The organism is Annamia dubia NIES-4383 (assembly GCF_055394725.1).
Window position 1 is genome coordinate 268,916 of sequence record NZ_AP025630.1, and the last position, 14,484, is coordinate 283,399.

The following is a 14,484-nucleotide window of genomic DNA, read 5'->3' on the forward strand; positions in this document are numbered from 1 at the left end:
CGGAAGTTTTTTAAATTTAATTTAAGTTCAATTATTAGAAAAAAGACGGTTAAAGTCTTGTTACGAATAACTAATAACGAATAACAAAAGTGTTAATCTTTTTGGTCACGACCAATTTAGGACTGCTATAATTGCAATTATTCAAATTTTATTAAAAAAAGTTTATTTTATATTTTATATTTTATGAATTTAATCGAACTTGCCCAAAAAACTCGTTTAGCTTCTCGTCAATTAACTTTATTAACAACTGAAGAAAAAAATGAAGCGATCGAGGCCATCGCCCAAGCCTTAGAAAATTATAGTGATGAAATTATTAAAGCCAATAAAATAGACTGTGAACAGGCACAAAAAGATCAAATTTCCTCCGCTTTATCTGCCCGTTTACAATTAGGAGAAAATAAATTAAAAAGTGCGATTAAAGGAGTAAGAGATGTTAAAAAATTAGCAGATCCGGTCGGTCAAATTTCCATTCATCGAGAATTAGATCAAGACTTAATTCTAAAAAGAATTACTTGCCCTTTAGGGGTATTAGGAGTAATTTTTGAAGCCCGTCCCGATGCTTTAATTCAAATTACCAGTTTAGCAATAAAATCAAGTAATGGTGTTATTTTAAAAGGAGGAAAGGAGGCCTTAAATTCTTGTCAAACTTTAGTTAAAATCATTCATCAAGCTTTAGCAACTACTAAAGTTAATCCCGATGTGGTGCAACTTTTAACCACTAGAGAAGAAATTAGCGAACTCTTAAAATTAGATCAATATGTAGATTTAATTATTCCCAGAGGTTCAAATTCTTTTGTTAAATACGTTCAAGAAAATACAAAAATTCCCGTTTTAGGCCATGCCGATGGAATTTGTCATTTATACATAGATGAACAAGCCGATTTAGACAAGGCAATTAACATTACAGTTGATAGTAAAACCCAATATCCGGCCGCTTGTAATGCCATTGAAACTTTATTAATTCATGAGAAAATTGCCGATCAATATTTACCTAAAATTGTTGAAGCTTTAACAGCTAAAAATGTTAAAGTTAAAGGTGATGAAAAAGCCTGTCAAATTATTAATTTAATTCCCGCAACTCAAGAAGATTGGACAACAGAATATAGTGATTTAATCTTATCAATTAAAATTGTTGATTCCGTAGAAAATGCCATTAATCATATTAATCAATATGGCTCAAAACATACCGATGGAATTATCACAGAAAATCAAAATATAGCCAATTTATTTATGAATCAAGTTGATACTGCCGGAGTATATCATAATTGTTCAACCCGTTTTGCCGATGGTTTTCGTTATGGTTTTGGGGCAGAAGTTGGTATTAGTACCCAAAAAATGCCCCCTCGTGGGCCGGTGGGCTTAGAAGGCTTGGTGACATATAAATATCATTTAACAGGTAATGGGCAGATTTGCGCCACTTATGCGGGAGATAATCCCAAAGCTTTTACCCATCGAGATTTAAGTTAAAAATGATCTTATTTTTGAAATAAATCCCCCTCAATTACTTTTAAAAAGGGGGATTTATCATTTAAAAAATATTAATAAATAATCAAAAGGAATGGTTATACTTTAACAAATTTCGATAATTTTAGAAGAAAAGTTTTATTAAACTGGCATTTTTGTTAGTAATTTGTCATAATCAAACTCACAGAGCCATAAATATTAATTAAAGGAGTGAAGAAGAAGATGAATAATAAACTTAAAAATAGGCAAGAAGCAGGTCAATTATTAGCAAGAAAACTCGCTATTTATGCTAATTGTCAAGAAGGTTTAGTCTTAGCTTTACCAAGGGGAGGAGTGCCTGTTGCTTTTGAAATAGCTAAATTTCTTCAACTTCCTTTAGATCTTTGTTTAGTCAGAAAAATTGGCGTTCCCCATCAAAAAGAGTTAGCTATGGGAGCGATCGCAATGGATAATATTGTTGTTTTTAATCAAGATATTTTAAATAATTTACATATTAATAAAGAAATATTTAATCAGATTAAAGAACAAGAAACAACAGAATTAAAAAGGCGAGCGCAAAAATATCGAGGGCAAAAACCTTGGCCAATTTTAGACAATAAAACTATTATTTTAGTAGATGATGGGATCGCCACTGGCTCAACTTTAGAAGCGGCCATTTTAAGTATTAAACATCAAAAACCTGCTAAAATTATTATAGCTGTACCAGTTGCCCCTCCCTCTGTTTGTGATTATTTAGCCAAACAAGTTGATCAATTAATTTGTTTGTTAAAACCTGATTATTTTTCTTCAATTAGTTTATGGTATGATAATTTTTATCAAGTAACTGATGAAGAAGTTTGTCACTTATTAAAGTCTTTGTAATTTAGTTAATTAATAATTCTCAAAAATTAAACATTATGAATTATCAATCACCCCTTTTTCATCTAGCCATTCCCATTAATAATATTGAAAAAGCTAAAGAATTTTATCAAAATTGTTTAGGCTGTCAAGTCGGACGAGAAAACCGTCAAGCGGTTATTTTTAATTTTTATGGTCATCAAGTTGTCGCCCATGTTACTAAAGAAAATCTGACCCCTGCTAAGAGTATTTATCCACGTCATTTTGGTTTAATATTTTTAGATGAATCTGAATGGGAAAATCTCTTAAATCGGGTTAAAAATCAAGGTTTATCTTTCTATCAAGAGCCAAAAACTCGTTTTTTAGGTGAATTAACTGAACATCGAACTTTCTTTTTAGAAGACCCTTTTTATAATATTTTAGAGTTAAAATTTTATCGTCATTTTGAGGCTATTTTTGGCGGGAAAGATTACACAGAAATTGGCGATCGCACTTAAATTGATAATCAGATTTTAACTAACAATTTAACCTCAAACAAGTAATTATGAAATTACAAAAAAATACTTTAATTTTATTAATAACCGCTATTTTATTAAGTAGTTTGGTTTATATTTATGAAATTAAGGGAAATTCACAGGAAAATATTGTCCAAGCAAAAAATAAAAAAATCTTTAATTTTGCAGAAAGTGACATTAAAAGTTTTAAAATAGAAAGAGGTCAAGAAATTTTAGAATTTGAAAAAACCTCTGATCAATTATTACCTTGGCAGATGATTAAACCTGATCATATTAAAGCAGAAGATGCGGCCGTTTCTTATTTAATTACTCCCTTAATTGGAGAGAAAAGTAAAGAATTTTTTACTATTTCTAGTCAAGAAAAAATTAATTATGGTTTAGATCAACCTAGTGCTAAGTTAACTATAACTTTAAAAAATAATCAAACTCATCAATTAATGTTTGGAAAGACAAACTTTGATCAACAGTTTATTTATACTTTAATTGATCCACCTCAAACTGATCAATTAACTATTTATTTATTACCAATTAGTTTAAAAAATGGAGTAGAAAGACCTTTAGAAGAATGGAAAAAACAGGTAATTAAAGAAACTAATTAACCATTGATCATTGGATAATCTAGTGAATTATTTTAAGTTATTTTTGAGCAGAAAAAAATATCAAATTATCAGTTTGATCTTTGTATTTTGCGTGAGTTTTAGTTTCTATCAATTATCTAAATCTAAAGAAAATATTAATAATTATCAATATATAAAAACAATAGATTATAATATATTAAAGTCGGGAGATTTGATTTTTAGACGAGGACAAGGAATTTTAGGTCAAGCTTTATTTCAAATAGATAAAACAACCCTTTATTCCCATGTGGGAATAATTACAATGATCAATAATCGTCCTTTTGTCATTCATGCTTCCACAGGAGAAAATTTTGGTGAAGATGCGATAGTAATAAGAGAAGATCTGGAAACTTTTCTAAAAACAGAATTAACAAATGCGATCGCAATTTACCGTTTAAAAAATAGTAATGATCTAATCAGAGAAAAAGTAGCTAATATTGCCGATCAATATGTACAGAAAAAGACATATTTTGACACAGAATTTAGCTTAAAAACTCAAGATCGTCTTTATTGTACGGAATTAGTTTGGAGAACATATTTAGCTTTTGGAATTGACTTAGTAGATAACAAATTTTCTGATGTTCCCATTTTACCCGGTCAAGAAAAATATTTGTTACCTAGTGACTTATTAAAAAGTCATTATCTTGAACAAATTTATCAACTTAAAATTAAGGAAAATTAATTATGAAACGCCGATATTTTATCAGTTTAAGTTTATTCACTGCTACTTCAATAATTCTTTCTAGTTGTTTTAAAGCAGGCCCTGGAAAAACAGTTGAAAAATTCCATCGGGCTTTAGAAAAAGGAGAAATTGAAGATGCTAAAATTTTAATTTCTGGCTCTGCTAAAAGCACTTTGCCAGATGATAAAATGAATTTATTAATGAATGAAGCCGTTAAACAAACGAAAGAAAAACAGGGGATTAAATCATTTAAAATAGATCAAGAAGAAATCACGGGAGAAACGGCAAAAGTTAGTTATACTATTGAATTTGGTAATGGTACTAAAGAGACTGAAACTGTTGAATTGATTAAAGAAAATGATGAATGGAAAATTACTCCCACTGGAAAATAAAAAGATAAGATTAATTTACCTGTAGCCCCTCTAATTTTCAAAGAGAGGGGAATTTTTTATTTAATTTTTAAAATAGGTTGATCAGGATAATTAATCATTACTAAATTAAGTTTTTAATGGTTGGTTTTAATAATACAAAAAACGCTAGTATAACCGTGTAAAAATGTTTCGTGGTTAATAGGGCCGATTTCTCCGTTACAGAAAAAGCCACTCAGATTAAGGTTGGGAAAATACCGTTCAAATAATTGGGAGTCAAAATTAGGTTGATGGTATAAGCCTTGGCCTCGCCCTAAACAGGTGAACATTAACGCCCCGATCGAGCGGTCTTGTTGGTCATCTTGTGAGGTATATTCTTTTAATAATAGATCTAAATCTTGGGCGGATGTTTGGGCATCTCTTAAATGAAATTGGATCCTTTGGCCGGGGCGAATGCGATCGCCGATGGCGATCGCTCCCGATCGGGGATCAACCCCTAACACATTGCGAATTAAAAAATCCCCCGCTTTGAGTTTGAGTTTAAATTCATTTCTGACAATACCGATAAAGAGGGAATTTTGAGCTAAGAGACGATCACTATCGCTTAAACTTTGGACAACTTCCCTTAAGACTTGAAGGGGCGATCGAGGGCGAAAATCCCCTCCCGATGATTCTAATTCTCCCAATTCTAAAATAATATTGCGTTCCCGTTGGGTGACTTGATAGGGATCACCAATGGGGCGACAACCTTGTGCCACAATGGTTTCAAAGCGGATATTTCCAGATAAAGCTACGCCGATCGTCCCTTCTCGGTGCAATTGATAACCCGTTTGAGGGGTATAATAAAATAAACCGTGTAATGCTCCCATCATGGTTGAACTGGCTAAACCGCCCACTTTGGTGGAGGTACTATAGGCAAAGTCAAGACCTGCTAACAAATCGTTGATCCGAGAAGCAAAGGGATCCGATAAAAGGATAAATTCCGGTTCTTTTTCGGGAAGAACACCGATTAAATTAATCCAGCGATCGGGGGGACTATCCAGATCGGGAATATCTTGAACTCTAATGTAAAAAGGATTAATTTCAATGTCAGGTAAATAAGCCACCGTGAGACTTAAAGCCGGATTTTGTTCAACTTCTTGGGGGCGATCGCATGATTCCATGCCAATGATCCCCGCACCATCACAACCGATAATTACTTTGAGGGGTAACTGTTCTAAGATTAGGGGAAGAAGACGTGGATATTCACTCCCATAAGCCGAGGAAATAAAAACAAGCCCCAGATCGGGAGTACCGGATAAAGATTGTTTAATTTTCGTGACCACTTCAGTGACGGCCGCCTCAAGGGAGGGGCGAGTAGACAAAGCATTCAGCCATTGGATCCTATTAGTCATGATGTTTTCCCCTTAGAACAAAACAATGATTTGTATTGTTACACAATATTAATCTTAACCTGATCAATTATTTTGATACAATATAAAACAGTGATTAGTCATTGGTCATTGAAAACTAATCACTGGTAACTGATCACTGTGATAGAAACAATTAAAAAAAATTGTTAAACTTTTAGGTAAACATTTGATTAGATTTTAAGCTTAAATAGTTTAGGATCAAAAGTGTTTTTCTAAATGTCATTCTCAATACCATCAAGGATAATCAAAATTTATGAGTAATATTCACGAACAAATCGAACAGGAAAGAGAACAGGCCAGAGCCGTTTGCGCTCAGGGTGGTTCTGCGGCCGAATGTGCCGCCGCATGGGATGCGGTAGAGGAGTTACAAGCTGAGGCTTCTCATCAAAAAGAAAGTCATCCTAAGAAAAATTCTTTACAACAATATTGTGAAGCTAATCCTGAGGCGGCTGAATGTCGTGTGTATGATGACTAATTCTTAATTTGCTTTATAGCCTAAAATCTTCAAGATAAAGCAGTTGAGGTTCTTCTATAAGAATTTCTACTGCTATTTTTTATCAATTGACAATCAAAAAATCATTGTCAATTTTTGAATAATTAATATTTTTGTATTTTATTTTATTTTTTAAATTAATTAAATTAATATGACTGATCTTTGGTTTCGTCCTTTAGTTTGGTTAGATTATCGTTTAGCTTTATTATTTATGATAATTTTACCTGTTATTTTAACAATCTGGGCTTTAATTGAAAAATCACAAGCGGCACAACGTCTTTTAATTATTTATTGGCGTGTAGCTAGTTTATTAATGATAACTCTTTATTTCATGATTCCTTCATGGGGTATTGCTTTTATTACCAGTATCATCGCTCGTTTTTTAATTCCCATCGCCCTTTGGTTTTGGGTAGACTTAAATGATGATCTCAAAGACTTACCCGATCGCCCTTTTAAACTGGTTTTAACTTCATGGCGTTGGGCTATTTCTCTATATTCTTTTATCGGCGCGATCTCCACATTTCCCTTCTTAAAATGTGCTTTTTCTAATACAGATCTAGCCACTCCATTTTGTAAAGTTTGGTTTGAACATCCTTGGCTATATCAACAAATTTTTCACGCCAATTCTAAGCCCGGATTTTTAGGATTTTTAGGCTTTATTGGCCTATTCTTTTATATTTTATATTTCGGTTCTTTTCTACTTTTACGTCTACCAAAACAAGGCAGATCCGCAATGGAACAATAAACATTGAAAAACGAAAAAATTTGACTTTCTGTCTATACCTTAACCCTTGAGGGTTAGGGTATTTTATAAAAATAATCTAACAATAAAAAATCATGGAAAAAATATTAGAACAATACACTTTAAAAAATCCTCAAATCGTGCTATTAGTTAGCGCACAAATTAATCAACAAATAGAAGAAATTATTATTTTTAAAGGTTTTTCGAGTTCCCTCACCAGTTCCACCGCCTTTGATCCCGATCAACCAGTATTACCAGATCATAGTAAAATTATCAAAATTGATATTATTAAAAGTCCCTTTAATCCCAATAACATTCAATACCTTGAACAAGATTTAAGTTATGAACAAATTAAAGAAAGATTATGATCAATCGCTCTAAAATTATTCCCAAAAAAGATTTAACTATCTTAACAACAATTTTGCTATTAGGATTAATAATTGATCGAATTTGGTTTAATCTAAATCAAGAAATTCCCAATCAAGATCAAGCCTATTATCTTAATAGTTTAATGGACTATTGGCAATTATTTACACATCCAGAAATTTTCAATCTAAAATGGTGGAATCAATGGTTAATTTTATCATCACAAACTCCCCCTTTACTCTATATTTCTACTTTACCATTGTGTCTATTATTTGGCACATCTATAAACAGTATTAGCTTAATTTTAACTTTTTATAGTGCCATCTTACTATTATCAATTTATGGTTTAGGTCGTTTATTATTTAACCGAAAAATTGCCCTTTTCAGCGCCTTTTTATGTCAAGTTATACCTTTATTATATTATTATCGTTTAAATTATCATATTGCCTATCCTAGCACCGCATTAATTACTTGTACCCTATTTTTCTTAACTATATTTTATTTTAATTCCCAGAAAAAAATAAAGATTTTACCAAATAATAAAAAGATAAATATTTTTACTTTAACTAAAGATTGTATCACAAAAAATAAGCCATATTTTTATAAATTTATTACAACTTTTAAACCTGAAAAAATTAAGAAAATAAAACTAAAAAAATATATTTTTTATTTATTAAGTAAAACTCATCAAGATCAAACTAAAAAACAAATTAAATTAATTGTAATTCAAATAAATCAATTTATTATTAACAGTATTCAAGAATCAAACTTTAAATATGCAATTTTATCATGCTTAAGTTTAAGTTGTGCTTTATTAATTAATCAAAATAGCTTAACTTTTTTATTAATTCCAATTGTATTTATTTTTCTGAAATTAGTTTTTTATCCCAAAATTCAAGCCCAAAATTTATGTCAATTAATCATATCAATTTTAATTTTTTTATTCCTGACTATCCCTTGGTATAAAGCAAATTGGCTTATTTTATTATTTTTTAATCAAAAAAATGAAATTAATCAAGTTCTCCCCAATTCAACTTTCGATTTTACTTTATTAACTACTTGGTATTATTATTTAACTAATTTACCTTTTATTTTATCATGGGTTATCTTTTTATTACCCATAATTTATTTAATATTTTATGGCATCAAAAACCATCAATTAATTAACTTTAAATTTGCTAAAATTGGTCTAAATAATTTTATTAAAAATGACAAAAATCAATGGTTAATTATAATCTTTGTAGGCAGTTATTTATTATTATCTTTACCAGATCAACAAAGTATTATTAATTTTTTACCTCTCCTGCCATTATTAGCCTTAATTATTGTGGCTATAATTAAAAAATATCAGTTACAATTTAAGCCAAATTTAGAAAAATTTATTATCATTATCACCAGTTTAATCATGTTAGGTAATATCTTTCCCTTACCTATCTCTATGATCAGTAAAATATTAAGCCCCCATTTTCAATATTATCCCATTTTTGTTAAATCTTGGCCGGCAGAAGAAATAATAAATACAGTGATTAATACCCATGGCCAGTTAAAAAATAATATAGGTTTTCTTAATGAAAATAAAAAAATAAATGTAGATCATTTTTCATTTTTTGGTCGTCAAAATAAACTAGGAGTTATTGCTCATAATATTCAATCTTGGGGTAATAATATTAACTTAGAAAAACAAGCTCTTGACTGGTTTTTAGTTCAAGATCAATCCTCAAATCAATCCAATTATCAAACTCAATTATTATTTAATCAACTCAAAAATAATGCACAATTTGAAGTTAAAACAGAATGGTTATTAAAGGATCAAAATAAATTAAAATTATATCATCGTTTACAACCTTTAATTGAAGTTAAAGAAATTGATCAACCATCTGATCAAGTTGAATTAAAACAGATGTTAATTCCTCTCAAAGCCCCCCCCGGTTTACCCATTCCCGTTACCTATGAATGGAGAGGAAAATTAAAAGATTTGGCCGATGGAATAGTATTATTAACATGGATTAATACGGAAAAAATCAATAATAATAATTTAATTTTAAGCAGTGAAAATAGTTTTTTACATGATCATAAAATTGCGTTAGGAAAATTAAATCTTAATCATTTTTCATCGGAGCAAATGGAAAAAACTTATCAAATAGTTGAATATACAGCGATGTTACCATCGGCGGGAATAGACTTAAATAATTATCAACTTTTAGCTACTTATTTGAATCAAAAAACAGGTAAAAGTTATCCTTTAAATTTCGATAAAATAAATTTAGAAATTAATTTAACTGCCGATCTAAATGACTCGATCGAAACTGATTTTTTTACCAAATTAATTAATCAAGGCATGGCTTTATCTCATGGCACAAAAAACTTAGATTATTTATTACAAACCATTATGAGAATTCATCAATTTGATCCCATGATGAGTAATCTTAAAGCGATGGAAAAATCTTTAAATTATCGGTTAAATTCTCAAGAATTTAATCAAAAAAAATCAAGTGAATTATGGTATATTTTAGCTTTAAATCAAATTTTACAAAAAGATATTAAAAGTGCAATTAATTCAGTTAAAACTATTATTAAACTAGAGGAAAATAATCCTTACCCTTATCTTTATTTAGCTTCAATTTATCTTTATAATTGGCAAGTTAATCAAGCTAATCGGGCTTTAAAATCTGCCATTAAAATTAATCCCAATCTATTAGAAATTAAGCCAATTCAAGCATTAATAGATTTAATGCAAGGCCATTTTATTAAAGGATGGAATGAATTAAATAAGTTTAATTTTTTGTTAATAGATGGAGAATCTCTTTAATAATTAATAATTATTTTTATTCACTATCTAAATCATTAAAATCAAAATCAAGTTCAGTCTCATTAATTTTAGATGGCAAAACTATTCGATTAAGCATAATTTTATGACTTTCCCGTTGACTATCTGCATTAATTGTTACAGCAGAAATTGTTATTTCCATTGCTCCAAAAGGAATTTTTATTTGTGTCATAATTTCTAATTCTCCTTTGCGATTGGGGGTAAAATCAACTAAGGCGATCGGCCCACTTAATAAAGTTCTAGTTTGTCGATCTTGTATCCATAATTTAACATAAATTGACCCTTGATAGGGCGGTATTTTCACATCAATAATCATCCCCTCTCCAGCAATTAATTCTTCTTGATTGATCACCACAATTGGCGATGGTACTTCATCGGGAATTATGACTGATTCTGTTTGATTTTGATTGAGGATTTCTTGAGGATAGGGAAGCCCCGAACTGTCTTTTTTAACAGGTGGAGAAAATGGAGTAATTTTTTCTTCTATTTCATCATCAATAACAATCTCTAAGCTTTGATTAATAGCACTTTCAGCCTTTAATTGTTGTTGAAGATTATTGTTAATATCCTCGGTTAAAATTAAATTATCATCCTCAATTATTGCCGTTTCTTCTAATAGTAAATTGTCTCGATTAATTAATTCTGGAAATACTACCTGATCCGTTTCAATTTTCTCAGATTTTTCCCCTTTTATTTCAATCATTAATTCGGCGATCGCCCTTTCCCAATCTTGTTGATCTAATTCTAATTTTTCGAGTAAATTAATCCGATTAATAGTTTCAATTTTTCTCGTTTCATCTGTTAATTTAATACCTTGTTTTAAGTCATCTTCACTATTAAAAAATATTTGTTGATCATTAGCAAAAGAATTTAATTTTTTGAAAAATCTTTCTTCAGCTTTTTCAATAGAAAATTCTGTATTTTTACTTGATTTTTCCTCAGCTTGATTTTCCGAGATTATTAATTCTTCTTCAGATAAATTAAGAGAAGTTTGATAAGAGAAATCTAAATTAATTTCATCTTTAATTGTCTCATTTTCCGATAAAATAACCTCTGGTTGACTATTCTTAGAAATATTGAATTTTTGATAAGAATTAACCGTTTTTGTCATAAAAGAGGGTAATTCAGGAGATTTATTTTTTTGTAAATTATCTTCATTGCTATTTTTATTAATCGTATGAAAAGGATTTGATTTTTTGAGGGGAGAAAAAGACGCTTTTTGGTTAATTTTCGTTGCATCAAATAAATCAATATAATGTGTTTCCCCAAAATCTAATTCTTCATTTTCTTGACTTACAAAATCTAAATTATCAACATTGTTTAACGTCATGTCTGATAAATTTAATTTAATATTTTCAGTTAATTCAGATTTTTCAGTAAAATCATCAATTAATGAACTTTCTTGATCTTCCTCTATTTCTTCTTGTTTTTTGACTAAATCTAAAAGCCTGTTAACACCTAAAGTAATCGTAAATATTTCTTGCACCACATTTTTTAAAGCAGTTTGATTTTCAATTCTAATATCAGCAATAATCTGGCCAACAATTAAATAACTATTCCAATTTTGAGGTAAATTGATTTGATAATTAAAAAATAATGGAAACTTGTTATCTGTTAAATTTTGCTCAAAATGTTGTTTAACTTTGCCCGTCTCTGGCTCTTTTAATTCACAATTTAAAATACATTGAATTAATGAATTGTTTAAGTTAATTAAATTATCTTCAATTGGCTCAATTTTACCTTTAATTACAATTTCTTTTTCTTCATTAACTACAAATGTATTTTGCTCTAAGATAATATTACATTTTAAATTATTTGTTGATAATTGCTCACTAAAACCATCTGTTAAAGTATTTTCCATTGGCGGATCTTCTTCTAATAATCTTTGTAAATCCTCAATAGATTGTTTTAGCATTAAACTCGCACCACTTTGTTGTGGTTTATTTTTTAATTGTTGATCAATTATTTCATTATTAACACTATTAATAGATTGGGTTTCAGCCTTAACTTCTACAATTTCATCAATTAAAGTTTCTGCTAATACTTCATGTTTAGTTAGATTAGTTTCAGCATTATCAATATTAATAGTTTCGTTAATATTTTCTTTTGTAGCCTCTATTTCTTGAGAAACTTCGTCTAAAATATCATCAATTAAAGTTTCTATTATTTCCCGATCAATTAATACTTTATTGTCTTTAATTGTTGCATCTAATTCTAAATTATCTCTTACTAATTCCCCTTCATTTTCAGTTGATTTTTTATTAGATAAAACTGGAAAAATAGATGATTGTGAAGATTTAGAAATTACATTTAATTGGATTGTTTTTTGCCAACTATTGCCTAATAAATCATTCATTAAATCTCCACAACAGTTGAATTTCCATAGCCCCGGAGCTAAATCAGTAAAAGGAATAATCACAATTAATCCCTCTTCATTTATGCTACGAAAACGCTTAAAAGATCTTCTTTGTAATTGATTATCTTTCTCGAATTGATGGATTACTCGAATTTCTACTTTTGTATTAATTAGATGAGAATGGGCTACAATGCGATATTTACCCTCCTCAATTTCCATGTCAGAGTTTTTGATAAAATTCCAAGCCGGATCATCTTTTTTTTGTAGTAGAAATTCCCAGTATTCCATATTCTTTAATTACATTGATTAAATAAACTTTAACTAAACTTAATTCTGTTTTAATTGATTGAGTTGTTGCCTTAGTTGATCGCTTATTTCTAATAGTTTAAATTGGGAAAAATTTTCCTGTTTTTTTGATAACATCCATTTTAAATTAATGTTATTTTCGTTAGCTTCTTCTTCCCCTAAAATTAAACAAGCATAAGCTTGAGATCGATCGGCACGTTTAAATTGTTTGCCAAAGGCACTACCACTTAAATCTAATTCTACCGTAAATCCTAAATTTCGTAATTTTTGAGTCAAAATTAAAGCTTGAGCTTCGGCTTTTTCTCCTTTAGAAACAAAGTAAAAATCTGGCTTGATTTTCTGAGCTTTATCCCTTTGTTGTAATAAGAGGATTAATCTTTCCATGCCAAACGCACAACCAAAAGCCGGAGTTTCTGCTCCTCCTAATTCCCTCACCAATCCGTCATAACGTCCACCACCGCAAACTGTGGATTGTGAGCCTAAATCATCGGAAATAATCTCAAAAGCCGTATGGGTATAATAGTCTAAACCCCTTACTAAACAAGGATTTAAACGGTATTCAATCCCCAAATCCCTTAACATTTGTTGCACTTTGTCAAAATGTTGACGGGAATTATCGCTTAAATATTCAACAATATTAGGAGCATTTTTAGCTATTTCTTTTGTTTTTTCGTCCTTACTGTCCAAAATTCTTAAAGGATTACGGGTTAATCTATCCTGAGAATCTGGGTCTAAATCTTGTTTATAAGGGGTAAAATAATTAACTAATGCCTCTCTATAATTTAATCTATCCTCTTTATTACCTACGGAATTAAGATCAAGATGCAATGATTTTAAGCCTAAAGCCTTCAAAATATCAACCGCCAAGGCGATCACCTCCACATCTCCCCTTGGATCATTTGTACCAATCAATTCAACGCCAATTTGATGAAATTGTCTCTGTCTGCCTTCCTGTGGGCGTTCATAACGAAACATAGCACCTTTGTACCATAGCCGTTGAACCCCCCCTTGAGCGTAAAGAGAATGCTCAAGATAAGCCCTGACGACTCCAGCCGTGCCTTCTGGGCGCAGGGTAATGGAGCGCTCCTTGCGATCGCTGAAAGTGTACATTTCCTTACTTACCACATCAGTAGCTTCACCGATACCCCTTTCAAACAGGCTAGTTTGCTCAAAAATAGGACATCTGATCTCCTGATACATCGCTCTAGTTAAAATTTCGGCGGCGATCGCCTCAACTTGTTGCCAATAGGGAATTTCCTCCGGCAAAATATCCTTAGTGCCTCGAATGGCTTGAATCATACCCATTTAACTCAATTGCTTAACTTTTCTATACATTCACAAACACAAACGATTTTAAGCCATATTGACAATTTTTGGTTGTCACAGATGAGCAAATTTTCTTAACTACCTAAAACTTGTGATCGTGATAGCGTTAAGCTTGTGACTGAGATCACTAAACTTTTTTTTGTCAAGTCACTGTAATAAAACTTTACAATATG

General features: G+C 30.3%; 13 protein-coding genes. 10 read left to right on the forward strand and 3 right to left on the reverse strand.

The features are described from left to right. Positions 1 to 183 precede the first annotated feature (183 nt). The 6 genes from proA (at position 184) to Anndu_RS01400 (ending at position 4,507) form a co-directional block, all read left to right on the forward strand. Entirely contained in the window at positions 184 to 1,467 is a 1,284-nt protein-coding gene (gene proA, locus Anndu_RS01375; RefSeq protein WP_464102649.1) for a glutamate-5-semialdehyde dehydrogenase, read from the forward strand. 219 nt (positions 1,468 to 1,686) lie between these two features. Continuing rightward, positions 1,687 to 2,325: a phosphoribosyltransferase gene (locus Anndu_RS01380; RefSeq protein WP_464102650.1), complete on the forward strand. Its 639-nt coding sequence runs from the start codon at positions 1,687 to 1,689 to the stop codon at positions 2,323 to 2,325. Between the two features lie 35 nt (positions 2,326 to 2,360). Continuing rightward, on the forward strand, positions 2,361 to 2,798 hold the full coding sequence (locus Anndu_RS01385; protein ID WP_464102651.1) for a VOC family protein: 438 nt from the start codon (positions 2,361 to 2,363) through the stop codon (positions 2,796 to 2,798). Between the two features lie 47 nt (positions 2,799 to 2,845). Next, complete coding sequence (locus Anndu_RS01390; protein ID WP_464102652.1) at positions 2,846 to 3,415, forward strand: DUF4340 domain-containing protein; 570 nt, start codon at positions 2,846 to 2,848, stop codon at positions 3,413 to 3,415. 190 nt (positions 3,416 to 3,605) lie between these two features. After that, positions 3,606 to 4,115 carry a YiiX/YebB-like N1pC/P60 family cysteine hydrolase gene (locus Anndu_RS01395; RefSeq protein ID WP_464102653.1) on the forward strand — a complete coding sequence of 170 codons (510 nt, stop codon included), beginning with the start codon at positions 3,606 to 3,608 and terminating at the stop codon, positions 4,113 to 4,115. A 2-nt stretch (positions 4,116 to 4,117) separates the two neighbouring features. Continuing rightward, a complete protein-coding gene (locus tag Anndu_RS01400) occupies positions 4,118 to 4,507 on the forward strand; it encodes a DUF4878 domain-containing protein (RefSeq protein WP_464102654.1) in 390 nt (129 codons plus the stop codon). A gap of 113 nt (positions 4,508 to 4,620) precedes the next feature. Here the strand turns inward: Anndu_RS01400 and Anndu_RS01405 are convergent, their stop codons facing one another. Beyond that, positions 4,621 to 5,877 (reverse strand): FIST signal transduction protein, encoded by a 1,257-nt coding sequence (locus Anndu_RS01405; RefSeq protein ID WP_464102655.1) that lies wholly within the window; start codon positions 5,875 to 5,877, stop codon positions 4,621 to 4,623. A gap of 271 nt (positions 5,878 to 6,148) precedes the next feature. Here Anndu_RS01405 and Anndu_RS01410 point away from each other — a divergent pair, with 271 nt between their 5' ends. The 4 genes from Anndu_RS01410 to Anndu_RS01425 all read left to right on the forward strand — a co-directional run bounded on the left by Anndu_RS01410 (position 6,149) and on the right by Anndu_RS01425 (position 10,305). After that, positions 6,149 to 6,370, forward strand: a complete 222-nt coding sequence (locus tag Anndu_RS01410; RefSeq protein ID WP_464102656.1) for a CP12 domain-containing protein — start codon at positions 6,149 to 6,151, stop codon at positions 6,368 to 6,370. A gap of 169 nt (positions 6,371 to 6,539) precedes the next feature. Continuing rightward, positions 6,540 to 7,133 carry a DUF3177 family protein gene (locus tag Anndu_RS01415; protein WP_464102657.1) on the forward strand — a complete coding sequence of 198 codons (594 nt, stop codon included), beginning with the start codon at positions 6,540 to 6,542 and terminating at the stop codon, positions 7,131 to 7,133. A gap of 92 nt (positions 7,134 to 7,225) precedes the next feature. Next, complete coding sequence (locus Anndu_RS01420) at positions 7,226 to 7,498, forward strand: DUF7734 family protein (RefSeq protein ID WP_464102658.1); 273 nt, start codon at positions 7,226 to 7,228, stop codon at positions 7,496 to 7,498. Next, positions 7,495 to 10,305, forward strand: a complete 2,811-nt coding sequence (locus Anndu_RS01425) for an ArnT family glycosyltransferase (protein ID WP_464102659.1) — start codon at positions 7,495 to 7,497, stop codon at positions 10,303 to 10,305. The genes Anndu_RS01420 and Anndu_RS01425 overlap by 4 nt, the downstream gene beginning before the upstream one ends. 16 nt (positions 10,306 to 10,321) lie before the next feature. On the opposite strand, the gene Anndu_RS01430 is transcribed toward Anndu_RS01425, so the two are convergent. Both Anndu_RS01430 and hisS read right to left on the reverse strand, forming a co-directional pair. Beyond that, positions 10,322 to 12,967 (reverse strand): hypothetical protein, encoded by a 2,646-nt coding sequence (locus Anndu_RS01430; protein WP_464102660.1) that lies wholly within the window; start codon positions 12,965 to 12,967, stop codon positions 10,322 to 10,324. A 39-nt stretch (positions 12,968 to 13,006) separates the two neighbouring features. Continuing rightward, a complete protein-coding gene (gene hisS, locus Anndu_RS01435) occupies positions 13,007 to 14,290 on the reverse strand; it encodes a histidine--tRNA ligase (protein WP_464102661.1) in 1,284 nt (427 codons plus the stop codon). Between the last annotated feature and the right edge of the window lie 194 nt (positions 14,291 to 14,484).

Bases quoted from the DNA above. Each gene is read 5' to 3' on its own strand.
- Anndu_RS01405 (WP_464102655.1), bottom strand. From the start codon at position 5,877: ATGACTAATAGGATCCAATGGCTGAATGCTTTGTCTACTCGCCCCTCC.
- Anndu_RS01400 (WP_464102654.1), top strand. From the start codon at position 4,118: ATGAAACGCCGATATTTTATCAGTTTAAGTTTATTCACTGCTACTTCA.
- Anndu_RS01380 (WP_464102650.1), top strand. From the start codon at position 1,687: ATGAATAATAAACTTAAAAATAGGCAAGAAGCAGGTCAATTATTAGCA.
- Anndu_RS01425 (WP_464102659.1), top strand. From the start codon at position 7,495: ATGATCAATCGCTCTAAAATTATTCCCAAAAAAGATTTAACTATCTTA.
- hisS (WP_464102661.1), bottom strand. From the start codon at position 14,290: ATGGGTATGATTCAAGCCATTCGAGGCACTAAGGATATTTTGCCGGAG.
- proA (WP_464102649.1), top strand. From the start codon at position 184: ATGAATTTAATCGAACTTGCCCAAAAAACTCGTTTAGCTTCTCGTCAA.
- Anndu_RS01385 (WP_464102651.1), top strand. From the start codon at position 2,361: ATGAATTATCAATCACCCCTTTTTCATCTAGCCATTCCCATTAATAAT.
- Anndu_RS01415 (WP_464102657.1), top strand. From the start codon at position 6,540: ATGACTGATCTTTGGTTTCGTCCTTTAGTTTGGTTAGATTATCGTTTA.
- Anndu_RS01430 (WP_464102660.1), bottom strand. From the start codon at position 12,967: ATGGAATACTGGGAATTTCTACTACAAAAAAAAGATGATCCGGCTTGG.
- Anndu_RS01410 (WP_464102656.1), top strand. From the start codon at position 6,149: ATGAGTAATATTCACGAACAAATCGAACAGGAAAGAGAACAGGCCAGA.
- Anndu_RS01390 (WP_464102652.1), top strand. From the start codon at position 2,846: ATGAAATTACAAAAAAATACTTTAATTTTATTAATAACCGCTATTTTA.
- Anndu_RS01420 (WP_464102658.1), top strand. From the start codon at position 7,226: ATGGAAAAAATATTAGAACAATACACTTTAAAAAATCCTCAAATCGTG.